This is a genomic window from Kitasatospora sp. NPDC089509 (assembly GCF_044749365.1).
Lineage (GTDB): Bacteria > Actinomycetota > Actinomycetes > Streptomycetales > Streptomycetaceae > Kitasatospora.
Genome location: NZ_JBIVHS010000004.1, coordinates 517,360 through 539,449 on the forward strand (window position 1 = coordinate 517,360; position 22,090 = coordinate 539,449).

The window sequence follows — 22,090 nt, forward strand, 5'->3', positions numbered from 1 at the left end:
GTCCATGGCCATCGGGCCGTTCGCCGCGCCACGGCCGGGACGCGGCCCCTCCGTCCGCGGATTCCGTGGAGCGAGCGGGCTCCGTGCCGTCCGCGGCGTGGTCGTCGCACTGTTCGGCGCCCAGGAGGTCGACGAGCCGGGCACCGTGCCCGCCGCCGAACAGCAGGTGGCGCAGCGCCGTTCCGGTTTCCGGCTGCTGCGCGGCGGCCGCAAGCCCGCGGAGGAGCGGCCCACCCTGACCGACCTGTACCACGCCCACCGGCTGGGCCTGGTCCGGATGGCCGTTCTGCTGGTCGACCACCAGGACCTGGCCGAGGACGTCGTGCAGGAGGCCTTCACCCAGCTCTACCAGCGCTACGGCGAGAACCTGGACGACCTCGACAACGCGCTCGGCTACCTCCGCACCGCGGTGGTCAACGGCGCCCGCTCGATGTTGCGCCGCCGCAGGACCGCCCGGGAGTACGTGCCCCCGCACGAGGCGGACGCGCCCTCCGCCGAGGACCACGCCGTGCTCAACGACGAGCACCGGAGGGTGCTCGTCGCGCTGCAGGAGTTGACCCCCCGCCAGCGCGAGGTGCTGGTGCTGCGCTACTGGTCCGACATGTCGGAGGCGCAGATAGCCGAGGCCCTGGGGTTGTCCCGGGGCGCCGTGAAGTCCACCGCCAGCCGGGCCCTGGACGCCCTGGAAAAGCATCTGGAGAAGGTTCGATGACCGACGAGTTCCCCCGCTCGGGCGGCGCTGACCGCGACGGCCCGGCCGAGACCCCGATGGAACGGCTGCTCCGTGAGGCGATGGCCGCACGGACGTCCGTGATCACCCCGCACAGCCTGCGCCCGGCCGCGCCCCCGAAGGGCCGGGTGCGGCGACTGCGCCCGGTGTACCTGACCGCCGTGCCGATCTTCGCCCTGGCCGCCTCCGCGGCGATCGGCCTGCTGGCCTTCCACGGCGACCCGGTCGCCAAGCGGGACGTCCCCCCGCCCCCGGCCGCCAGCCTGACGGTTTCCCCCAGCCCGACGGCCACCGCCTCCCCGACGGCCACGCCGAGCGCCACCGGGAGCGCCGCGGCGGGGACGGACACGCCGGCCGCCGGCTCCCCCTCGACGGCGTCCCGGTCGACCGGTGGCGCGCCGACCGGGCCGAGCACGCCGGTCGAGTTCCGCGGCGTCAAGCTGAAGGTGCCGGCGGGCTGGCGGGTCCAGCCCTACGGCAAGGCGGACCTCCACCTGTGCGTGCTGAGCCCGGGCGCCCCGCAGACGGCCACCGCCCAGGACTGCCGGCCGTACGGGGTGGACCTGGCGGTCTTCGACCCGGGGTCGCCGGGATGGCCGGCGGTCGAGGACCTCGACGCGCAGAGCGGCTGGGGCCACCAGCCCGACTGTCCGGTCTGGGGCAACCCGCACCCGCCGGCCGCGGGCGAGTCGGTCAAGGCCGTCGGGCCGACGAAGAGCACCCCCACGGTCGCCGGCCGCCCCGGGGTCAGGTCGCAGTGGCAGGTGACCTGTGGCCAGGACGCCTTCACCGCGCAGGTCTGGGCCGTGCCCCAGGACCAGGTGTTCGTCTCGGCGGTCGGTCTCAAGGACGACTACCAGGCCGGGCTGGCGTCGATCGTCGACAGCCTGGACGTGGGCGATCGCGAGTCCACGCTGTCGGCGACCCCCGCGGCGAACGACAGCGCGGCCCCGACCGCGAACGACATCGCGGTCAGCATCGACGGCCTCACGACCGGTCAGTCGCTGCGGGTGGGAAGCGCGGTCGCCACCTTCACGGTGACCTTCCAGAACACCAGCCAGCACGCGTACGCCCAGGTGGAACCCCTGGTCTTCACGGACCGCTACGCGGGCACGCCGACCCTGCCCGGTACGCAGCTGCCCAACGACGGCAAGCTGGAGCGGCAGACCGACAGCGGCTGGACGACCAAGCCGATGTCGCCGGACGCCGGCATGGCCTACGCGCAGGCCTCGGACCAGGACCTGTTCGCGCTCGCTCCGGGGCAGCGGAGGACGCTGACCTACCGGCTGACCATGGGGCCCAAGAGCGGGCCGGGGGACATGCCGCTGCGGGCGCAGGCCGTGCTGCCGTACCACGGCGGTGACCTGACCGCGCTCGGCCACCAGGACATCTCGCTCAAGCTGGTCTGGTAGCGCCGAAGGGCCCGGCCTCCCCGCACGGGGAGGCCGGGCCCTTCGCCCGGGGTTCGCGGCCGGCTCAGGCGAGCGAGGCCATCCAGGCCTCGACCTCGTCGGAGCGGCGCGGCAGGCCGGCCGAGAGGTTCTCGTTGCCGTCGGCGGTGACCAGGATGTCGTCCTCGATCCGGACGCCGATGCCGCGGTACTCCTCCGGCACGGTCAGGTCGTCCTGCTGGAAGTACAGGCCGGGCTCGACGGTGAGCACCATGCCGGGCACCAGCAGGGCGTCGACGTGCTCCTCGGTGCGGGAGTGGGCGCAGTCGTGGACGTCCAGGCCGAGCATGTGGCCGGTGCCGTGCAGCGTCCAGCGGCGCTGGAGGCCGAGCTCCAGGACCTTCTCGACGTCGTACACCGACGCGTCCAGCAGGCCCCAGGCGAGCAGCCGCTCGGCGAGGACGCGCTGCGAGGCCTCGTGGAAGTCGCGGAAGCGGGCGCCCGGCTTGACCGCGGCGATGCCGGCCTCCTGGGCGTCGTACACCGCGTCGTAGATCTTCCGCTGCAGCTCGGTGAAGGAGCCGTTGATCGGCAGGGTGCGGGTGACGTCGGCGGTGTAGAGGGTGTGGGTCTCCACGCCGGCGTCCAGCAGCAGCAGCTCGCCGGGGCGCACGTCGCCGTCGTTGCGGACCCAGTGCAGGGTGGTGGCGTGCGGGCCGGCGGCGGCGATGGTGCCGTAGCCGACGTCGTTGCCCTCGACCCGGGCGCGGCGCCAGAAGGTGCCCTCGATCCAGCGCTCCGAGGTGGCGACGGCCTGGCCGAGCTCGCGGACCACGTCGGTGAAGCCGTTGACGGTGGCGTCGCAGGCGGCGCGCAGCTCGCCGATCTCCCACTCGTCCTTGACCAGCCGCAGGCCGCTCAGGAACTCCTTGAGTTCGGCGTCCCGGTCGGCGTCCAGCACGTCGGCGAGCGCGGCCTCCAGGCCGGCGTCGTAGCCGCGGACGATCCGGGTCGGCACGGCGGTGTCCCGGGCGCGCTCGGCCAGCTCCTCGGCGGCCTTGCGGACGTCGCGGGCGGGCAGGCCGAGCAGCTGCTCCTGCTCGCTCAGGCTGTGCCGGCGGCCGACCCACAGCTCGCCGTAGCCGTCCAGCCAGAACTCGCCGTTCTCGCGGTCCGAGCGGGGCAGCAGGTAGAGGGTGAACTCGTGGCCGGTGTCGCCGGTGGGCTCGCCGACCAGCACCGCGTCCTCGGTCCGGTCACCGGTGAGGTGCACGTACTCGCTGGAGGCGCGGAAGTTGTAGTCGGTGTCGTTGGAGCGCACCCGCAGGTTGCCGGCCGGGACGACCAGCCGCACGCCGGGGTGGGCGGCGGACAGCGCGGCGCGGCGGGCGGCGGCGTACCGGGCCTGGGCGAGCGGAGCGAGGCCGTGCAGCTCGGTGTCGGCCCAGCCGGACTTCATCGAGGCGGCCAGCTCGTCCGAGATCTCGCCGTAGAGACCGTTCTTGCGGCCCTTGAACTGCGGCGACTCCTCGCCGCCCTCGGCCTCGGGGTTCTCGGCCACCGCGGGGGTCCGGTCCTCGGTCACGTGCAACGCCTCCTTGGGGGTGGTACCGCCGCCCTCGGGGAGGTGTCGGGTCGCGACACCCGTGGGCGGCCGTGCGTCCATGGTACGGACGCCCGGCCGCCCGTTCGTTCCGGGTTCGAACCGTTGCTCGAACGGTCACTCGAAGCGCGCGGCCAGCAACAGCAGGTCGTCGGTGGCGGGGGCGGCGTTCGGGGCGGGGCAGACGGCCAGCAGGTGGGCGCAGAGCCGGTCCGGGTCGATCCGCACGTCGCGCGGGGCGTCGGCGGCGGCCCGGCGCAGGTTGGCCTGGCCGGCGTGCAGGGTGGGGCCGCAGCGGCGGGCCAGGCCCTCGGTGTAGAGCAGCAGGGTGTCGCCGCGCCCGGCGGTGAACTCGACCCCGGGGGCCTCCCAGCAGGCGAGCATGCCGAGCGGCGCGGAGAGCGAGGTCTCGACGAACTCGGCTCCGTGCCGGCCGACCAGGACCGGCGGGCAGTGCCCGGCGCCGGCGAGGGTGACCCGGCGCTCCTCGGGCTCGACCCAGGCGTAGACGGCGGTGGCGGTGCGGGTCGGCTCGGTGGTCTTGAGCAGCAGCTCCAGGTCGCCCAGGACGGAGACCGGGTCCTCGCCCTCCAGCACCGCGTAGGCCCGCAGCGCGGCCCGGATCCGGCCCATCGCGGCGGCCGCGCCGGGGGCGGAACCGGGTCCGGCGCCCAGGCCGTCGCCGGAGACCGAGCCGACGGTGAGGCCGACGGTGCCGTCCGGCAGCGGGATGGCGTCGTACCAGTCGCTGCCGCTGGAGCGGTCCAGGCCGGCCGGGAGGAGCCGGGCGGCCAGCCGCAGCCCGGCGGTCTGCGGCAGGTGGTCCGGCAGCAGGCCGCGGCGCAGCGCCTCGGTGGTGCGCCGGGTGCGGTCGGCCTCCAGCTGCTTGGCGAGCAGCGGGGCGGCGATCCCGCAGTAGTGGCGGGCGAGTTCGCGCTGGCACTCGGTGGGTTCGGCGGGCCGGTCGTAGAACCAGACGGCGGCCGCGAGCGGGCCCTCCTCGGCGGTGGCGAGCGGGAGGCCGTAGGCGCCGCCGAGGCCGAGGTGGACGGCGAGTTCGCGCAGCCGGTTGCCGACCGCCGGGTCCTCGGCGAGGTCGACGGAGTGCAGCTGTTCGGGCCGGTCCTGGTCGCGCAGCAGCCGGGCGAGCAGGCTCTGCTCGGTCGGGACGGTCTCCAGGGCGCCGAGGCTGGCCCGGTCGAGGCCGAGGCCGACGGGCTGGCCGGGCCCGCCGCCGGGCAGCAGGGTGACCAGGACGCCGCGGCCGGCGCCGAGCAGGGCGGCGCCGGAGGCGAGCACGGCGTCCAGGGTGGCGGTGAGGCCGCGGGCGTGGGCGAGCCGCTCGGTGTGCTCGTGCAGGCTGGTGATATCGGACAGGCGTCCGGCCAAACGGTCCTGCACCGCGGTGGAGGGTGCCGTGGGGTCGTCGGCGCCGGCCTCCGGCGCGTCGGCGGGGCCGGGCAGGCCCGGCGGCGGGTCGAGGACCGGGTCGAGGACGGTGAGCCCGCCCGCGCAGCCGGTCTCACCCGGCTCTGCGGTCGGCGTCGACGGCTGGGACGCCGACGGGTGGGACTTGGTCATGCCGCCACTCCTGACGCGGTGCTACGTGCCATGCGGAACCCCCAGATAACGGCCCAATGTGGAGCGAGTACGGCCGAAGGGCGTGTTTCGCCTCGATTCGCTACTACTCGTCATTGATCGACAGCAATGCCACCACTTCTACACAGGCCATTCGGGGCATGTCCAGATCCAGGACGACGCGGTGGCCGGTTCCACATCGGCGCGACCCGGTCGGAGGGCGTGCACGGTTCGTGCGCGCGCCGGTCGGGGCCGGAGGCATGGAGGGAGCCGGGAGCGGGCAGAACGGAGGGAACGGACCGGGCGGCCGTCCGGATCGTATGTCCGCGCCGCCCGCGCTCCCGGCTGGCCGGAAGTCTCTCACTCGTACGGTGGAACCAAGCGCGCCCGGGCGGCGTCCATCCGGTCGCATACGGGATTCTCGTTCCAAGGGCTGTTCCAGTGCGCGGCCCTTCTCATGTCGTGCTCCACACCGTGCTCCACGTCGTAGCCGCGCCGTCCGCCATGCCGCCCGCCCCGCTTCGCGTCCTCCCGGGGCCGTGCCGCCGCGGGCCCGCGTGGCGAGTCCCGACGGACGTCGGTGGGGCGGAGCGAACCGAGCGGTCAGGGAAAGGAACGAGCGCCATGCGTGAGAACCCGAAGAGCCCGAAGAGCCGGTCGCACGAGGTGCAGGAGTCCCGGGAGTCGCAGGAGTCGTCCGCCCGGTTGGCCGCGGCCCTGACGGCCGCCGTGGAACACCGCTGGCCGGTGGTGCCGGGCACGGTGCTGTGCGGCGGCCGCTGTTCCTGCGGGGAGCCGGACTGTCCGGCCCCCGGCGCCCATCCGCACGACCCCTCGCTGCTGGCCGCGACCACGGACGCCCGGATGGTGCGCTGGTGGTGGGAGCGGCAGAACCCGGACGCGCCGGTGCTGGCGGCCACCGGCACCGCGGTCTCCGCGGTCAGCCTGCCCGCGGCGGCCGGTGCCCGGGCGCTGGTCTACCTGGGCGCGCTGCGGCTGCCGCTCGGTCCGGTGCTCGCGATGCCGGGGCGCTACGCGCTGCTGGTGGCCCCGTACTCGCTGGACGCCCTGGGCGAGATGCTCGCCCAACTCCCTTGGGTGCCGGGCTCGTTGCGCTATCACGGGCCGGGCGGTTTCCTGCCGCTGCCGCCCGGCGGCGGGGCCGGGAGGGTGCGCTGGGTGCTGGCACCGCGGCCGGCCGCGGACGGTGGGGTCCGGCTGCCGCAGGTCGGGCCGCTGCTGGGCGAGTTGGTGGAGGCGACGGTCCGGCTGGACAGTGGCCGCTCGGCGTACTGACGGACCGCCGGGCCGGAGCCGGACTCCGGGCCCCGCGGTGCGGGGCGTTCCGGAAAACAAAAGATCCGGCCGCTGGCGACGGGGGATGCACCAGCGGCCGGACTCTTTAGACAGTAACAAGGATCCGCGCCGGCGCCAATTTCCAAGACGCCCTCCAGGCCCGGAAATTGCGGCTTCGCGGCGACAATGTGACGCGTATCACCCGGATCCGGTGCGCTTTAGTTCAAGGTGACCTGACGGTTCACCAGGTTCGCGCGGGCGCGCCGCTCCTCGGCGGTCAGCGGGGTGCCGTCGGAGAGGACGGCGGCGAGCCGCTCGCCGAACTCGGCGGCCGGCTTCTCGCAGTCGGCGGCGGTCATGCCGAGCGGGAGGTCCCAGACCGGGACGGTCAGGCCGTGCGCGCGGAACGAGCCGACCAGACGGGTGTCCTGGCCGAGCGAGGCCTCGCCGGCCGCGTTCAGCCGGGCCAGCGCGTCCAGCAGCTGCTCCTCGGGCACGGTCATCACCCAGCGCAGGTGGTTCTTGTCCGGGGTGCCGCACCAGTAGGCGGCGTCGACGCTCGCGAGCTTCTCGGTCGGGATGGCGGAGGCGTTGGCGCGCTCCAGGGAGGCGGCGACCTCGCCGGTGGCGGTCTCGGCGTCCTCCAGCCAGAACTCGAAGCCGGTGTGCACGGCGGGCGCGAACGCGGCGGTGGCGTCCAGCAGGTCCTGCAGGCGGCGGCCGCCCGGGACGGTCCGGCGGGCCGGGACCGGGCTGCCCGGCTCGGTGGCCAGGGCCAGCTCCAGGGCGTCCGCGAGGTCCCGGCTGAGGTCGCCGGAGGAGGACTGGGTCTGCAGGCCGAGCAGGATCGAGCCGTCCTGGCGGCGCAGGGCCGGCCAGGCCAGCGGCAGCACGGTGGCCAGGGTCACCGACGGGACGTCACCCTCGGCGGTCGCGGCCACGCCGGCGGCCAGCGTCAGCGGCACCGTGGCGGCCGGCACCAGCTCGCGCAGCGCGACCCAGTCGGCCTCGCCCGGCAGGCCCTCGAACGGGCGGTGCACCAGCTCCTGCACCGCGTGCGAGGCCTCCCGGCCGTGGCACGCCTTGTAGCGGCGGCCCGAGCCGCAGGGGCAGTCCTCGCGGGCCCCGACCACGGGGATCTCGCCCGTGACGGCGGTGGTGGACTGGCGCTGCGGCGCCTTCTTGGCGGCCTTCTTGCCCATGCTGCGGCTCTCCCGGGGACGGTGGTCCTTTTCACCGGGAAGCCTACTGACAGTTCTCCGCGCCCGACTGCGCCCAGCTGGGACCGGTCGGGCCCGCGCGTGCCCGACCGCGCCCGGCCGGGCCCGACGCGCCTCCGGATCGGCTCGTCGGGCGGGGCGGGACGCGCCCTACGCGCTGCGGGCGGTGTCGCCCCCGGTGCGCCGGGCGTGCCGGGCGCGCGCGGGCAGCGCCGCCCAGACCGTGACCTCGCCCGGCGCGTCGCGGACGCCCCAGTCGCTGGCCAGCTGGTCGACGATGCTCAGGCCGCGGCCGCCGCCGGAGGTCAGCGAGGGACTGGCGGGCAGCGGCCGGGTGGCCGCGCCGCCGTCGGTGACCTCCAGGGTGAGCAGGCCGTCGGCGTGCATCTGCCAGCGGACCAGCACGCCGCCGTCCGGCTCGGTCGCGCCGTCCTCGCGCTCCCGGCCGCCCGGCGCCGGGTGCGTCCCGGCGGGTACGCCGACCAGCAGCTGGTCCACCACCTCGGCCCGGGCCGAGCGGCCCAGGGCGGGCAGCGGGCCGAGCGGACGGGCATATCGACAGGCGTTGCTCAACAGTTCGGAAAGGATCAGAACAGCATCATCGATGACCGGTTCCGGTATCTGCCGGTCACCCAGATCTCGACGCAGTCGGCGCCGTGCGACCCCGACACTCGCTGGGCCGTGCGGCACTGCCATGGTCGATGAAGTCGGCACTTCACGCGCCACCATCAACGCCACCCCCGGACCTCCTTCAGCGTATGCCGAGGGATGGATGCCCCTTGGTAATGCATCGGAAACGACCATCGGGGGATCCCGCGAGCCCATTTCGAGCGGCGCGACTCAGGGTCGACAAGAGGTCATTCCGTGCTCACCCTCCGTCGCCCGAACGCAAGAATTCCGGCAATACCGTGCGCGGAAGGTTTGATTGCCGACCGGAGCGATCAGGTTCCACCGGTACGGGAGTGGACCCCGTTCCGGGTCACCGACCGAGCTGGGCCAGCACCTCGGCCGGCTTGTTGGTGATGATCGCGGACACCCCGAGCTCCAGACAGAGTTCGACGTCGGCCGGTTCGTCCACCGTCCACACGTGCACCTCGTGGCCCAGCTCGCGCAGCCGGGGCACCAGCTGCGGCTTGGCCTTGATCAGCTCGATGCCCGGACCGGCGATCCGCGCCCCGCCCGGCAGCGGTCGGCCCGGACGGAGCCGGCCGAGCAGCGGCAGCATCCGCTCGATCAGGAACACCCGGCGGTAGTCGGGCGCGGCGGCGGCCACCCGGTCCAGCGCGATCGAGGAGAAGCTCATGATCCGGGCGGACGGGCGCTCGCCGTCCGGGGCGGTGCCGATCTTGTACCGCTCCAGCGTCCGCAGCAGCTCGGCCTCGACCCGGCCGCGGAAGCGCACCGGGTGCTTGGTCTCGATCGCGAGGTCGACCGGGCGCCCGCAGTCCACCACCAGTTCCAGCAGCCGCTCCAGTCGCAGCACGCCGCGCAGCTCGGGGTCGGTGCTGGGCCGGCCGGTCTTCCACGCGCCGAAGTCGTACGCCTCCAGCTCGGCCAGGGTCATCGCGGAGACGGTGCCCCGACCGTTCGAGACCCGGCCGATCCGGCGGTCGTGCACGCAGACCAGGTGGCCGTCGGCGGTCACCCGGACGTCGCACTCGACGGCGTCCGCGCCCTCGTCGAGCGCGCGCCGGTAGGCCGCGAGGGTGTGCTCGGGCAGGGCGTGGGAGGAACCGCGGTGGGCGATCACCTGGACGGACGGCACGGTGCGCGGCTTGGACGGGTCTTGGCTGGTCACGGCCATAACGATAGGGGGCGCAGGTGAAGCGGGGGCGAAGACGGCGCCAACCTGCGGGGCCGGGCCGACTCCCGGACGGGAGGGCCCGGCCCCGTGGCCCACCGGGCCTCAGCCCCGGGCGGCGCGCCGGGTCAGCGGGGTGAGCGCCCAGGTGGCCAGGGCCGGCACCAGGAAGGCGAACAGCGAGGCCGAGGTCCACTCCTGCGGGGTGAAGTGCAGTGCCTGCTGGGCGGAGGTCCAGAAGTCCACCCACCAGTCGGCCACCGCGGTCGGCGCGATGAACTGGTAGACGGCGAAGCCCAGCACCCACGGCAGCAGCATCGGCCAGCGGGACGGCGCCCGCTCGGAGAGGTCCCAGCCGAGCCGGCCGGCGCCGAAGAAGTAGTCCACCGCCAGTACGGCGAGCAGCGGCACGAACACCGAGCCGATCAGGCCGAGGAAGTTGCTGTAGGTGTCGGTGAACCGGTCGATCCGCAGGGCCAGCACGGTGGTCAGCACGCCGATGCCGCCGCTCAGCACCCGGCGGTCCACCCGCGGCAGCAGGTTCTGCAGCGACATCGCGGTCGAGTAGACGTTGGCGAAGGACTGGTCGGTCTCGCGCAGCACCAGCACCAGCAGGAACAGCCAGCCGGCCCAGACGCCCAGGAAGGAGTCGAAGATCCGGCTCGGGTCGCCGTCGGACTGCAGCAGCGCCATCAGGCCCAGCACGTAGCACCAGACCTGGGCGACGGTGTAGCCGGAGAAGCTCCCCCAGAACGCCGAGCGCGGGGTGCGCGAGTGCCGGGTGTAGTCGGCGGCCATCGGGACGAAGGAGATCGACACCGCGATCATCGCGTCGGTGGCGCCCAGGAAGCCGTGCCAGTTGCCCGCGCCCGGGTCCGGCACGCCCTGTCGGCCCAGCTGGACGGTGAAGTACACCATCGCGACCGCGACCGCCCCGGCCACGAAGCGGCGCAGCACTGCGATCGAGCCCAGCGGCCAGATCGTCAGCGCGGTGGTGAGCGCGCCCGCGAGCAGCACGAACAGCCAGCGGTAGCCGGTGGTGTGGGCGACGGTCTGGGCGCCCGCCGCGATGGTCAGCAGCTCGAACACGCCCCAGCCGATGCACTGGACGATGTTCAGCACCGTCGGCAGGTAGGACAGCCGGGTGCCGAACAGGCCACGCAGGTTGGCCATCGCCGGGGCGCCGGTCCGGGCGCCGATCAGTGCGGCGACGCCGAGCATCGCGGTGCCGACCGCGGTACCGGTCACGATCGCCGTCACCGCGGCGGCCAGCGACAGCTCGCTGCCCTTCGTGCCGAGCACGGTGGCCGCGGTGGAGAAGCCGATCAGGCTGACGCCGAGGTTCATCCAGAGCGCGAAGTGGTCCCGGAAGCGCAGGGTGCGCGGCGGCTCGGTGTCCAGCACCAGCGGCGCCTCGACCCGATAGTCGAGTACCGCGGTCGCGCCGGAGGCCGGCGGGAAATCCTTGGACGCGGGCGCGCCCGGAGAAGAGGATGACGAAGCAGGCGGCATGGCCGATACTCCCTACGCCGGCATTACCCGGACAGGTTCCGGCGGTCAGCGCCCCCTCGACGGTCCGCCGGTCACTCGCCTGGCGTACGGTCGACATGCGCACTCTCAGCCTGGTCGGTCCAAGCTCCCGCGTGTCAGTTTGGAGCGACAGGCTAACCGGCACGGGTACGAACGCCAAAGGCCACCAGGTGCGCGGTCCGCATCGCGGGACGCCGGGCGGGGGTGGGGAGCCCCGGTCGTCGGTGCCGCCTAAGGATTCTTATGAGTTCTTCAGAGGGGTCCTTACGGCAATCGAATCGGCAGTGCGAAAAACTATGGTCCTTGGTTCTGTCAGCTATGGAGGTCGTCCGTGAGCACCGAGCGCGAGGTTGGGCCCGCCGGGCCGCAGGGGGAGCAGCCCGCGGGGGCGCCGGAGGCGGCCGTTACCGCGTCCGAGGGCACCGCTCAGGGCGGTCACAAGCCGACCATGGCGTTCAGCCGGGTCCCGGAGCCGGCCGCGGAGCCCGTCGTCGCCGAGCCGGTGGCCGGGCCGACGGCGGACGCGGAGCCCGTCGTCGACGGTGGTCACCAGCCGACCATGGCGTTCAGCCGGGTGCCCGAGCCGGCCGCCGAGCCCGTCGTGGCCGAGCCCGTCGAGGTCGAGGCCGCTCCGGCCGAGGGCGGGCACCAGCCCACGATGGCCTTCACCAAGGTCCCCGCGCCGGAGGCCCCGGCCGCGCCGGCCGTCGAGGAGCCCGCCGTCGACCCGGTCACCGGTTACATCGACGCCCCGCCGCCGGTGCTGCCGCCCGCGCCGCCGGTCGCGCCCGCCCCGGTCGCGGCTCCGGCCGCCCCGGCCGCGCCCGCCCTGGCGCCGGGCGTCCCGGGCACCAACCCGTACGCGACCCCGGCCCACGGCGTCCCCGCCGCCGGTGCCCAGGACGGCTACGGCGCCCCGGCCGCCCACGGGCAGGAGCCGTACGGCGCCCCGGCCCCCGGCGCGCCCGCCGGCCCCGCCCACCACCCCTTCGGCGCCGGCCAGCCGCTCGGCGGCTGGGGCGGCCAGGAGACCGGCTCCGGCGGCGCGGGCTACCCCGGCGGTCCCGGCGGCCCGCTCGGCTACCCGGCCGAGTACCCCGGCGGTCCGACCGGCCCCGGCGGCCCGCGCAAGAAGCGCGGTGGCCTGGTGGCCCTGCTCGCCGCCGTCGCCCTGGTCGCCGGTGTCGCGGGCGGCGCGATCGGCGTGGTCGCCACCGACCGCACCGGCAGCCCCAGCCTGGCGGACGACCACCGCAGCACCACCGTCCAGGCCAGCAACACCCAGAAGAACGAGCCCGTCCCCGGTTCGATCGCCAGCATCGCGCAGAAGGCGCTGCCCAGCGTCGTCACCATCAAGGCGCAGGGCAACGGCGAGTCCGGCACCGGCACCGGCTTCGTCTTCGACACCGAGGGCCACATCCTCACCAACAACCACGTGGTCGCGCCGACCCTGACCGGCAGCGGCGGCAAACTGACCGTCAAGTTCGCCGACGGCACCTCCTACAGCGCCTCGGTGCTGGGCCACGCCGAGGGCTACGACGTCGCCGTGGTCAAGATCGACAACCCGCCGAAGGCCAAGCTGGCGCCGCTGCCGCTGGCCGACTCCGACAAGGTCAACGTCGGTGACGCCACCGTGGCGATCGGTGCCCCGTACGGCCTGGAGTCCACCGTCACCAGCGGCATCGTCAGCGCCAAGGACCGTCCGGTGGCCTCCGGCGACGACACCGGCTCGCAGGCGTCGTACATGAACGCCCTGCAGACCGACGCCTCGATCAACCCCGGCAACTCCGGCGGCCCGCTGCTGGACTCCAGCGGCGCGGTGATCGGCATCAACTCGGCGATCCAGTCCAACGCCTCCGCCAACGGCCGGGCCGGCAGCATCGGCCTGGGCTTCGCCATCCCGATCAACCAGGCCAAGTGGGTCGCCGACACCCTGATCAAGACCGGCAAGCCGGTCTACGCCAAGCTCGACGTGCTGCGCAACGACGACTACAAGGGCGACGGCGCGCAGATCCAGACCAAGGACGTCCAGGGCCAGCCGGCCGTCACCCCCGGCGGCGCGGCCGACAAGGCCGGCCTCAAGCCGGGCGACGTCATCACCAAGCTCGGCGGTGCCCCGATCGAGAACGGCCCGGCCCTGGTCAGCCGGATCTGGACGCACAAGCCGGGCGAGACCGTCGACGTCGAGTACACCCGCAACGGCCAGACCATGAACACCAAGGTCACGCTCGGCCAGCGGGACGGCGACCAGTGACCCGCGGGTGACCCCCGGGTGCACGCAATCGTGTGCACCGAAGCCCGCCGGACCCGTTAGGCTGACCTCCGCCTGGAGAGCTGCCCGAGCGGCCTAAGGGAACAGTCTTGAAAACTGTCGTGGCGTGACCCGTCACCGTGGGTTCGAATCCCACGCTCTCCGCTGGTAGGAGAACCACCTGCTCAAGGCGGGTGCCGAGACCACTCGGCACCCGCCTTCGGTGTTTCCCGGGGCGGTTCCCGGGCGGGGTTGACCCTGACACCGTGGGAGGCAGTGGAGTGGGAGCACCATGTTGAACATCGGAGACTTCGCCAGCCACGGCCGGGTGTCGGTGCGGATGCTGCACCACTACGACGCGATCGGGCTGCTCAGGCCCGCCCGGGTCGACCCGGCCACCGGGTACCGCTTCTACGAGGCGGGTCAACTCGCCCGGCTGAACCGGGTGATCGCGCTCAAGGAGCTCGGCTTCACGCTGCAGCAGGTCCGGACCGTTCTGGACGAGCGGCCGGAGGCCGTCGAACTGCGCGGGATGCTGCGGCTGCGACGGGCCCAACTCGCCGAGGCGATCGCCGCGGACGAGCGGCGGTTGGCCCGGGTGGAGGCGAGGCTCCGAACGATCGAGAGCGAGGGGAACATGTCCCAGCACGATGTCGTGGTGAAGCCCGTGCCGTCCGTCAGGGTGGCCCAACTGTCCGGTGTGGCGGCCGGTTACGCGCCCGAGGACATCACGCCGGTGGTCGGCCCGCTGTTCGACGAGCTGTGCCGGCGGCTGGCGGAGGCCGGGATCGAGGAGGTCGGCCCGTCCGTCGCCCGGTACGAGGACTCGCCGGAGCGGGACGGCTCGGTGGTGGTCGTGGCCGCCGTCCAGGTCGCGCCCTCGGTGCGCGGCGGCCGGGACGACTTCGAGGTGGTGGACCTGGCGCCGATCGAGGAGGCGGTGACCATCGTCCACCGCGGTTCGATGGAGGACGCGCTCGGCAGCTTCCAGGCGCTGGCCCGCTTCATCGAGGAGAACGGCTACCGCACGGCCGGGTACGCGCGCGAGCGCTACCTGGAGTGCCCGGACGACGTGTCCGGCTGGGTCGTCGAGCTCCAGGAGCCGGTCACCCGGAGGTAGCTCCTCGGCGGCGCCCCACCGTGACCCCGCGGCGGGGCGCCGCCCGCTCCCCGCGGCGACCGTTCCGCCCCGAGGCCCACTTGCCCGCCCCCTGCCCGCCGGGCAGAGTGCGGAGGTGGCGGGGCGGGCGGCGAGTGGAGGCGGCGATGAGTGATCTGACGGACCGGCTGGCGCAGGGCCTCCCGGCGGACGCGGTGGTGGTGGATCCGGACGTGACCGCCGCCTACAGCCATGACATGGCGGGCTTCTGCGCCGCCGGGGTGCCCGCCGTGGTGGTGTTCCCGGAGACCGTCGAGCAGGTGCAGCACGTGCTGCGCACCGCCACCGAGCTGCGGGTGCCGGTGGTGCCGCAGGGGGCGCGGACCGGGTTGTCGGGGGCGGCGAACGCGATCGACGGCTGCATCGTGCTGTCGCTGGTGAAGCTGGACCGGATCCTGGAGATCGACCCGGTGAATCGCGTCGCGGTGGTCGAGCCGGGCGTGGTGAACGCCGAACTGTCGCGTGCGGTCGAGGAGGTGGGGCTGCACTACCCGCCGGACCCGTCCAGTTGGGAGTCCTGCACGATCGGCGGCAACATCGGCACCGGCGCTGGCGGGCTCTGCTGCGTGAAGTACGGCGTCACCAGCGAGTACGTGCTCGGGCTGGACGTGGTGCTGGCGGACGGGCGGCTGCTGTCCACCGGGCGTCGGACGGCCAAGGGGGTCGCCGGGTACGACCTGACCCGGCTGCTGGTCGGCTCGGAGGGGACGCTCGGGGTGGTGGTCCGGGCGGTGCTGTCGCTGCGGCCCGCGCCGGCTCCGCAGCTGGCGCTGGCGGCGGAGTTCCCGAGCGCGGCCACGGCCGGTGCGGCGGTCTGCGCGGTGATGGAGCACGGGCTGACCCCTTCGCTGATGGAGCTGATGGACGCGGTCTCGGTCCGGGCCGTCAACGAACTGGGACAGATGGGCCTGCCGGAGTCGACCCAGGCGCTGCTGCTGGTGGCCTTCGACGGGCCGGACCGGGTGGCCGAGTTGGCACGGGTCGCGGAGCTGTGCCGGGTGGCGGGGGCGACCGAGGTGGTGCCGGCCGAGGACCAGGCGGAGTCCGATCTGCTGCTGGCGGCCCGGCGGTCGGCGCTGCCCGCATTGGACCGGCTGGGCACCACGATGATCGACGACGTGGCGGTGCCGCGTTCCCGGCTGGCCGACATGCTCGACGGCGTCGCGGTGATCGCCGAGCGGCACGGGCTGACCATCGGGGTGGTCAGCCACGCCGGGGACGGCAACACCCACCCGATCGTGATCTTCGATGCGGCGGATCCGGAGCAGACGGCCCGGGCCCAGCGGTCCTTCGACGAGATCATGGCGCTCGGGCTGGAGCTGGGCGGCACGATCACCGGGGAGCACGGGGTGGGGCTGCTCAAGCGGGACTGGCTGGCCCGGGAGCTGGGTCCGGTCGGACTGGAGCTGCAGCGGCAGGTGAAGGCGGTCTTCGACCCGCTGGGAATCCTCAATCCGGGCAAGATGGTCTGATTTTCAGAGCAAGCAGATTTCCAGGGGAACTGGATTTCCGCGCCCGATGGCGCCCGCCTTTTCGGTATGACTGTCCGATGGTCCGGGAATGGCTGGAAAGTCGACATGGAAGGGTGGTCGAACTTTTCGGGGGCGTGTTCCACGAGGCCCTGCGCCGGGGTGGTGCGCCCGGTGGTTCGCCTCGGCGTCGTCGCGCCGCTTCCCGGCGGCCGTGAAAGAGCCACCGTTCGGGCGAAATCCCAGGTCAGTGGCGGTGTGTCGGCGCACTTTCCGGATCGCCTCCCGTTATGCGCGGCCTCGGTGGATATCACGCGAACGGGCGAAAACTGCTCCGCTGGCTAGTGCTTTGTCGATTTGTTGCGGAAGTCTGTCTCCCGGCGTCGCAGCCCGCAGGAGTTCGTCTGGCCGGCGAACCCCCGCATCCATGCTCGACCAATGCACGATTAACAGCTTCTTGGAGGCTCAGATGGCTCGCATCAACACCCGTCGGGTGACCGGGTTCCTGCTCGCCGCTCCGCTGGCGGCGGGTCTGCTGCTGGCGGGCGCCGGTGCCGCCGCCGCCGACTCCGGCGCGGGTGCCGCGGCCGGTTCCAACGCCGGCGTGGTGTCCAACACCGGCTCCGGCAACGTGTTCGGCGGGGTCGACGGCAACTACGTCTCCACCCAGCAGACGGCCACCGGCTCCGGCGCCTCGAACCAGAGCAACACCCTCGCGTCGAAGGACAACGCGGGCAACATCCTGGCCGGCCAGGGCAACAAGAACATCAACGTCATCTTCGCCCCGATCTTCAGCTGACCCCTCCCGGCACCATCACCGGCGGGGGCGCCGGAGGTGGTCGGACGCGGGTGGGCTGAACATCCGCGGAGGGGTTCGCAACGGTCGCCGGGCGGCAGGACCGTCCGGGTACGGACCGGGGAGATCGGACAAGCGCTTCAACCGGCCAGCGGAATGGGTCACCGTGAAGCCGGCCTCGTGGGCGGTGCCGCCATCGGCACCGCCCACGAGTGCGTCCGGCCCCGGGCGGGCGCCGGGTCGGCCCCGGGCTCTGTACGGCGCGTGCACCACCCGCGCGAGCGGCCCGGATCCGTCCAGCGAGGGCCCGCGCCCGGTGCCGTCGGTCCACGGCGGTACGGTTGCGCTCCGACAGCGCTCCACGCGCCCGGGCCCGGAACGGACGGCCCGGCCGGGGCGACGACCGCGGCAATCGGAAGGAAGGCGCGCGATGGCGGCGGAGGACGAGGGCCTGACCGGCCCGGACGGGGCCAGGCCTGCACCGGAAGCGCAGCCGCAGCCGGGCCCGGCGCCCCTGGACGAGCACCGGCCCGGGCCGAAGTCGGTCCCCGAACTGCTGCTCGGCCGCCCGCCGATGGCCCGACCGCTGCCCTCCTTCGACCACGAGGCCGCCCCGGCCGAGCCCGGACCGCTGTTCGTGGACTGGCTCGCCACCGCGCTGGACGCCGGGGTGCTGGACCCGCAGGCCTTCACCCTCTCCACGGTCGACGCCGACGGCATGCCGGACGCCCGGGTGCTGGTGCTGCGCGACGTGGACGCGGCCGGCACCGGCTGGAACTTCTCGGCCGCCGCCGACAGCCCCAAGGGCCGTCAGCTGGCCCAGCACCCGGCTGCCGCGCTGACCGTTTACTGGCCGCAGCTGGGCCGTCAGGTGCGGGTCCGCGGCACCGTCGAGCGGGCCGCCGACCTGGTCGCCGCCGCCGAGTTCGCCACCCGCTCGCCCGCCGCCCGGGTCGGCGCGCTGGTCGGCCGGCAGAGCGAGCAGCTGGGCGGGCTGGCCGAGTACGACGAGGCGGTGGCGGTCGCCCGGCGCCGGCTGGAGGCGACCCCGGACGCGGTCGCGCCCGGCCACGCGGTCTACACCCTGTGGGCGCACGAGGTGGAGTTCTGGCAGGGCGACGCCCAGCGTCGGCACGTCCGGCTGCGCTACACCCGCACCGGCCCGGTGCGCACCCCGGAGTGGTCCCGCACCCTGCTCTGGCCGTAGGAGCCGTAAGAGCCGTAAGGGCCGCAGCCCCCGTAGGTGCCGTGGCCCCCGCGGGGCGCCGGGACGGTCAGCGCCGTCCGGTCAGCGTGGCCCCCACGCTGGCCGCGACCACGCAGCCGATCCCGGCCAGCTGCGGCGCGCCCAGCAGCTGGCCGAGCACCACCAGTCCGACCAGCGCGCTGACCGCCGGCTCCAGGCTGACCAGCACGCTGAACACCCGCTGCGGCATCCGTCGCAGCGCCGTCATCTCCAGTGCGTACGGGAGCACCGGCAGCAGCACCGCGACCCCGGCGACCGAGGCGAGCAGCACCAGCGGCGAGGCGCCGGGCGCGGTCAGCCCGTCCCAGGCCTCGCCGAGCCCGAACGGCGCGAGGGCCAGCGCCCCGACCGTCATCGACACCGCCAGGCCCTGGAAGCCCTGGAAGGTGGCGCCGACCTTGTCGGTGAACAGGATGTACACCGCGTAGCAGCCGGCCGCGCCGAAGGCGTACAGCAGGCCGACAGGGTCGAGCGAGCCGCCGCCGTCCCCCTCGCCGAGCAGGGTCAGCAGGATGACGCCGGCCGCCGCGAGCAGCGCCCAGAGCAGATGGCTGGCGCGCCGGGCGAAGACCAGGGCGACCGCGAGCGGGCCGAGGAACTCGATGGTCGCGGCGGTGCCCATCGGCAGCCGGTCGATCGCCCCGGCGAACAGGAAGGTCATGAAGGCCGAGGCCACGCCGAGCGCGGCGGCCGCGGCGAGGTCCCGCGGGCGCTTGCCGCGCAGCCGGGGCCGGGTGACGGCGAGCAGGATGAGTGCGGCGAAGCCCAGTCGCAGGAAGGTCGTGCCGCTGACCCCGAGCGGGCCGAACAGCGGCTTGGACAGCGCGATGCCGGTCTGCACCAGGAACATCGCGACCACACACAGAAGCGGCGCCGGGATCCTCTCCGGGCGCCGCAGGACCTTGCCGAACCGGCCGGTGGACCGGTCGGGGTGTGGCCCCGGGGGCGCCGCGGAGCCGGGCTCCCCGCCTCGTCGCCAGCCGCCCCGCTCGCCGGCCGGCTCGCCCTTGGGGGCGGGTGGCATGGCAAGGGCCTCGGCGACCGCGGCGGCCGAGGTGGGGGCGGTGGTTTCGCCGGTATGGGAGCTGGGCATGCGGACGAGTTTGCCGTAAGGAGTGACCAAGGGGCAAGCTCGTTACAAGAATGTGGACGGATGCGGACGGGTGCGCCCGAAAGGGTGGACTCGCGAGGGGTCTGCGGCGTGGTTGCCGCGTTCGTCCGATGGTCCGTCAGTATCAAGGCCGGGTGCGCTATCTCCGCCCGGCGGCCCTCCTCGCCGCCTCCCTCGTGCTCCTGCTGGCCACCGACGGGACGGGCGTGAGCGCCGAGGCCTCCGCGCCGACCGCCGCCGCCGTCCCGCGCATCCGCGCCGTCACCCTCCCGGACCGGTTCGGCCCGCCCCGGCTCCGCGACAACTGGAGCGGCCCCGCCTTCGAGGCCTGCACCGCGCCCCCGGCCGAGGCCCTGCGGGCCTGGCGCGTCGCCTCCCCGTACGGCGCGGTCGGGATCTACGTCAGCGGCTCCCAGCGCGGCTGCGCCCAGCCCCGGCTCACCGCGGACTGGATCCGCCAGGCCCGCGCGATCGGCTGGCGCTTCCTGCCGGTGCACGTCGGACTGCAGGCGCCGTGCGCCGACCCGAGCCGCAAGCCCAAGCGGATCGACCCGGCCAGGGCCGCCGAGCAGGGCCGGGAGGAGGCCGACGAGGCGCTGCACGCGATGCGCACGCTCGGGCTCGGCAAGGGCGGCCCGGTCTACCTGGACATCGAGTCCTACCCGATGCACGACCCCGCCTGCGGCCAGGCGGTGGTCGACTTCACCCTCGGCTGGACCCAGGCCCTGCACGCGGCGGGTTACCGCTCCGGCTTCTACTCCAGCCTCGACTCCGGCGTCGCCGACCTGGCCGCCGCCGCCCGGGCCGGCAGCTCCCCGCTCCCCGACGCGGTCTGGTACGCCCGCTGGGACGACCACGCCGACACGGCCGGCTCCGGCCCGCTCACCCCGGACCTCTGGCGCTCCCACCAGCGCGTCCACCAGTACCGCGGCAACGTCCAGGAGAGCTACGCCGGCCAGACCCTCACCGTCGACCGCGACCAGGTCGACGGCCCGACCGCGGGCTGACGGGCCGCTGAACGACCGTCCGTCGGCGAACCGAGGCCGGTCCGTGATCCGTGCAACGGGTTCGGCCTGCTGACAGCGGGCGGGACGGAACGGCACAATCGGGCACGTCCGCGGGCATTACCGTCCGGTAGCCGCGCCGCGGGCGTGACCAGTGCCGCCAGGTCGAGGAGGACCCGCGTGTTCAGCACGATGCAGGACGTACCGCTCACCGTCACCCGGATCCTGGAGCACGGCTCCACGGTGCACGCCCGTTCGACCGTCACCACCTGGGACGTCACCGGTCCCGTCGTCCGGACCTACGCCGAGGTGGGCGCCCGCGCCGCGCAGTTCGCCCACGCGCTGCGCGACGAGCTCGGGGTGACCGGGGACGACCGGGTGGCGACGCTGCTGTGGAACAACGACGTCCACCTGGAGGCGTACCTCGCCGTCCCGGCCATGGGCGCCGTGCTGCACACCCTCAACCTGCGGCTGCCCGCCCAGCAGCTGTCCTTCATCATCGACCACGCCGCCGACCGCGTGATCGTCGTCAACGGCAGCGTCCTGCCGCTGCTCGCCGCCGTGCTGCCGCAGCTCGCGCCCACCCTGAAGCACATCGTGGTGGCCGGCCCCGGCGACCGTTCGCTGCTGGCCGGCTTCGCGGGCGGCGTGCACGACTACGAGGAGCTGATCGCGGGCCGGCCCACCGACTTCCCGTGGGAGCGCGACCTCGACGAGCGCCGGGCCGCCGTGCTCTGCTACACCTCCGGCACCACCGGCGACCCCAAGGGCGTGCTCTACAGCCACCGTTCGATCTACCTGCACTGCATGCAGGTCAACACCGGTGACAACTTCGCCTTCACCCCGCGCGACACCGCCCTGCCGGTGGTCCCGATGTTCCACGTGAACGCCTGGGGCATCCCGCACGCCGCCTTCATGTCCGGCGCCAACCTGCTCATGCCGGATCGTTTCCTCCAGCCCAAGCCGATGGCCGAGATGATCGCCGCGGTCCGCCCCACCGTCAGCGCCGCCGTCCCGACCATCTGGAGCGGCCTGCTGGATGAGCTGGACGCCGGCGACTACGACACCTCCAGCCTGCGCATGGTGGTCATCGGCGGCAGCGCCTGCCCGCCCTCGCTGATGCAGGGCTACGAGGAGCGCCACGGCATCCGGGTGCTGCACGCCTGGGGCATGACCGAGACCTCCCCGCTCGGCACCTTCGCCCAGCCGCCGGGCGGCCTCACCCCCGAGGAGGAGTGGCCCTACCGGATCACCCAGGGCATCTTCCCGGCCTCGGTCGAGGCCCGGCTGATCGGCCCGGGCGGCGAGCGGATGCCGAACGACGGCATCGCCGCCGGCGAGCTGGAGGTGCGCGGCCCGTGGATCGCCGGGGCCTACTACGGCGGCGCCGGGCAGGACCCGGTCCGCCCGGAGGACAAGTTCTCCGAGGACGGCTGGCTGCGCACCGGCGACGTGGGCACCATCACCGCCGACGGCTACCTGACCATCACCGACCGGGCCAAGGACGTCATCAAGTCGGGCGGGGAGTGGATCTCCTCGGTCGACCTGGAGAACGTCCTGATGGGCCACCCCGAGGTGGCCGAGGCCGCCGTGGTCGCGGTGCCGGACGAGAAGTGGGGCGAGCGCCCGCTGGCCACCGTGGTGCTCCGCCCGGGCGCGACCGCCGGGCTGGTCGAACTGCGCGCCTACCTGGCCGAGCGGATCGCCTCCTGGCAGCTGCCGGAGCGCTGGGTGATCGTCGAGTCCGTCCCGAAGACCTCGGTCGGCAAGTTCGACAAGAAGGTGATCCGGGCCGAGTACGCGGCCGGTGAGCTGGACGTCACGGTGCTCGGCAAGGAGTAGGCGAGGAGCAGCGGACGGCACGAGGGCCGGCCACCCCGATCGGGGCGGCCGGCCCTCCGTCGT

At 73.9% G+C, this 22,090-nt stretch carries 17 protein-coding genes, 1 tRNA gene and 1 riboswitch; of the genes, 11 read left to right on the forward strand and 7 right to left on the reverse strand.

All coding sequences use genetic code 11. The annotated features are described in order from the left end of the window. Window positions 1-97: 97 nt before the first annotated feature. Both ACIP4P_RS12030 and ACIP4P_RS12035 read left to right on the forward strand, forming a co-directional pair. The gene (locus tag ACIP4P_RS12030; protein WP_400917084.1) at window positions 98-712 is read left to right on the forward strand and encodes an RNA polymerase sigma factor; all 615 of its coding nucleotides are present in this window, start codon (window positions 98-100) and stop codon (window positions 710-712) included. Continuing rightward, window positions 709-2,142 carry a hypothetical protein gene (locus ACIP4P_RS12035; RefSeq protein ID WP_400917086.1) on the forward strand — a complete coding sequence of 478 codons (1,434 nt, stop codon included), beginning with the start codon at window positions 709-711 and terminating at the stop codon, window positions 2,140-2,142. Before ACIP4P_RS12030 ends, ACIP4P_RS12035 begins: the two co-directional genes overlap by 4 nt. A gap of 64 nt (window positions 2,143-2,206) precedes the next feature. On the opposite strand, the gene ACIP4P_RS12040 is transcribed toward ACIP4P_RS12035, so the two are convergent. Further along, window positions 2,207-3,706, reverse strand: a complete 1,500-nt coding sequence (locus ACIP4P_RS12040) for an aminopeptidase P family protein (RefSeq protein ID WP_400917088.1) — start codon at window positions 3,704-3,706, stop codon at window positions 2,207-2,209. A 135-nt stretch (window positions 3,707-3,841) separates the two neighbouring features. After that, complete coding sequence (locus ACIP4P_RS12045; RefSeq protein ID WP_400917090.1) at window positions 3,842-5,305, reverse strand: PP2C family protein-serine/threonine phosphatase; 1,464 nt, start codon at window positions 5,303-5,305, stop codon at window positions 3,842-3,844. A 621-nt stretch (window positions 5,306-5,926) separates the two neighbouring features. Between ACIP4P_RS12045 and ACIP4P_RS12050 the strand changes: the two genes are divergently transcribed. Beyond that, complete coding sequence (locus ACIP4P_RS12050) at window positions 5,927-6,598, forward strand: bifunctional DNA primase/polymerase (protein WP_350514765.1); 672 nt, start codon at window positions 5,927-5,929, stop codon at window positions 6,596-6,598. A gap of 218 nt (window positions 6,599-6,816) precedes the next feature. Here the strand turns inward: ACIP4P_RS12050 and ACIP4P_RS12055 are convergent, their stop codons facing one another. The 4 genes from ACIP4P_RS12055 to ACIP4P_RS12070 form a co-directional block, all read right to left on the reverse strand. Further along, on the reverse strand, window positions 6,817-7,800 hold the full coding sequence (locus ACIP4P_RS12055) for a DUF5926 family protein (protein ID WP_400917092.1): 984 nt from the start codon (window positions 7,798-7,800) through the stop codon (window positions 6,817-6,819). Between the two features lie 168 nt (window positions 7,801-7,968). Next, window positions 7,969-8,556: an ATP-binding protein gene (locus ACIP4P_RS12060; RefSeq protein ID WP_400917094.1), complete on the reverse strand. Its 588-nt coding sequence runs from the start codon at window positions 8,554-8,556 to the stop codon at window positions 7,969-7,971. Window positions 8,557-8,797: 241 nt separating this feature from the next. Next, window positions 8,798-9,622 carry a glycerophosphodiester phosphodiesterase gene (locus tag ACIP4P_RS12065; RefSeq protein WP_400917096.1) on the reverse strand — a complete coding sequence of 275 codons (825 nt, stop codon included), beginning with the start codon at window positions 9,620-9,622 and terminating at the stop codon, window positions 8,798-8,800. A 102-nt stretch (window positions 9,623-9,724) separates the two neighbouring features. After that, window positions 9,725-11,131 carry a purine-cytosine permease family protein gene (locus tag ACIP4P_RS12070; protein WP_400917098.1) on the reverse strand — a complete coding sequence of 469 codons (1,407 nt, stop codon included), beginning with the start codon at window positions 11,129-11,131 and terminating at the stop codon, window positions 9,725-9,727. Then, a riboswitch (TPP riboswitch) is annotated at window positions 11,124-11,272 on the reverse strand. (Overlaps the previous gene by 8 nt.) A 208-nt stretch (window positions 11,273-11,480) precedes the next feature. Here ACIP4P_RS12070 and ACIP4P_RS12075 point away from each other — a divergent pair. The 6 genes from ACIP4P_RS12075 to ACIP4P_RS12100 all read left to right on the forward strand — a co-directional run bounded on the left by ACIP4P_RS12075 (window position 11,481) and on the right by ACIP4P_RS12100 (window position 18,031). After that, a complete protein-coding gene (locus ACIP4P_RS12075; RefSeq protein ID WP_400917100.1) occupies window positions 11,481-13,403 on the forward strand; it encodes a trypsin-like peptidase domain-containing protein in 1,923 nt (640 codons plus the stop codon). A 74-nt stretch (window positions 13,404-13,477) separates the two neighbouring features. Further along, a tRNA-Ser gene (locus tag ACIP4P_RS12080) sits at window positions 13,478-13,565 on the forward strand. Window positions 13,566-13,692: 127 nt separating this feature from the next. Next, window positions 13,693-14,520: a MerR family transcriptional regulator gene (locus ACIP4P_RS12085; protein ID WP_400917102.1), complete on the forward strand. Its 828-nt coding sequence runs from the start codon at window positions 13,693-13,695 to the stop codon at window positions 14,518-14,520. Between the two features lie 146 nt (window positions 14,521-14,666). Then, window positions 14,667-16,031, forward strand: coding sequence for an FAD-binding oxidoreductase (locus ACIP4P_RS12090; protein WP_400917104.1), 1,365 nt, complete (start codon window positions 14,667-14,669; stop codon window positions 16,029-16,031). 466 nt (window positions 16,032-16,497) lie between these two features. After that, window positions 16,498-16,827 (forward strand): hypothetical protein, encoded by a 330-nt coding sequence (locus ACIP4P_RS12095; protein ID WP_350514759.1) that lies wholly within the window; start codon window positions 16,498-16,500, stop codon window positions 16,825-16,827. 427 nt (window positions 16,828-17,254) lie between these two features. Further along, complete coding sequence (locus tag ACIP4P_RS12100) at window positions 17,255-18,031, forward strand: pyridoxal 5'-phosphate synthase (RefSeq protein ID WP_400917106.1); 777 nt, start codon at window positions 17,255-17,257, stop codon at window positions 18,029-18,031. 67 nt (window positions 18,032-18,098) lie between these two features. On the opposite strand, the gene ACIP4P_RS12105 is transcribed toward ACIP4P_RS12100, so the two are convergent. Next, the gene (locus ACIP4P_RS12105; RefSeq protein WP_400917108.1) at window positions 18,099-19,163 is read right to left on the reverse strand and encodes an EamA family transporter; all 1,065 of its coding nucleotides are present in this window, start codon (window positions 19,161-19,163) and stop codon (window positions 18,099-18,101) included. A 152-nt stretch (window positions 19,164-19,315) separates the two neighbouring features. On the opposite strand from ACIP4P_RS12105, the gene ACIP4P_RS12110 reads away from it, so the two are divergent. After that, complete coding sequence (locus ACIP4P_RS12110) at window positions 19,316-20,188, forward strand: DUF1906 domain-containing protein (protein ID WP_400917109.1); 873 nt, start codon at window positions 19,316-19,318, stop codon at window positions 20,186-20,188. 177 nt (window positions 20,189-20,365) lie between these two features. Further along, window positions 20,366-22,027, forward strand: coding sequence for a long-chain fatty acid--CoA ligase (locus tag ACIP4P_RS12115; protein WP_400917111.1), 1,662 nt, complete (start codon window positions 20,366-20,368; stop codon window positions 22,025-22,027). Window positions 22,028-22,090: the final 63 nt, after the last annotated feature.

Excerpts from the sequence above, each read along its gene's own strand:
- ACIP4P_RS12100 (WP_400917106.1), top strand. The coding sequence starts at position 17,255 with ATGGCGGCGGAGGACGAGGGCCTGACCGGCCCGGACGGGGCCAGGCCT.
- ACIP4P_RS12035 (WP_400917086.1), top strand. The coding sequence starts at position 709 with ATGACCGACGAGTTCCCCCGCTCGGGCGGCGCTGACCGCGACGGCCCG.
- ACIP4P_RS12070 (WP_400917098.1), bottom strand. The coding sequence starts at position 11,131 with ATGCCGCCTGCTTCGTCATCCTCTTCTCCGGGCGCGCCCGCGTCCAAG.
- ACIP4P_RS12090 (WP_400917104.1), top strand. The coding sequence starts at position 14,667 with ATGAGTGATCTGACGGACCGGCTGGCGCAGGGCCTCCCGGCGGACGCG.
- ACIP4P_RS12105 (WP_400917108.1), bottom strand. The coding sequence starts at position 19,163 with ATGCCCAGCTCCCATACCGGCGAAACCACCGCCCCCACCTCGGCCGCC.
- ACIP4P_RS12050 (WP_350514765.1), top strand. The coding sequence starts at position 5,927 with ATGCGTGAGAACCCGAAGAGCCCGAAGAGCCGGTCGCACGAGGTGCAG.
- ACIP4P_RS12065 (WP_400917096.1), bottom strand. The coding sequence starts at position 9,622 with ATGGCCGTGACCAGCCAAGACCCGTCCAAGCCGCGCACCGTGCCGTCC.
- ACIP4P_RS12085 (WP_400917102.1), top strand. The coding sequence starts at position 13,693 with ATGTTGAACATCGGAGACTTCGCCAGCCACGGCCGGGTGTCGGTGCGG.
- ACIP4P_RS12045 (WP_400917090.1), bottom strand. The coding sequence starts at position 5,305 with ATGACCAAGTCCCACCCGTCGGCGTCCCAGCCGTCGACGCCGACCGCA.
- ACIP4P_RS12095 (WP_350514759.1), top strand. The coding sequence starts at position 16,498 with ATGGCTCGCATCAACACCCGTCGGGTGACCGGGTTCCTGCTCGCCGCT.
- ACIP4P_RS12055 (WP_400917092.1), bottom strand. The coding sequence starts at position 7,800 with ATGGGCAAGAAGGCCGCCAAGAAGGCGCCGCAGCGCCAGTCCACCACC.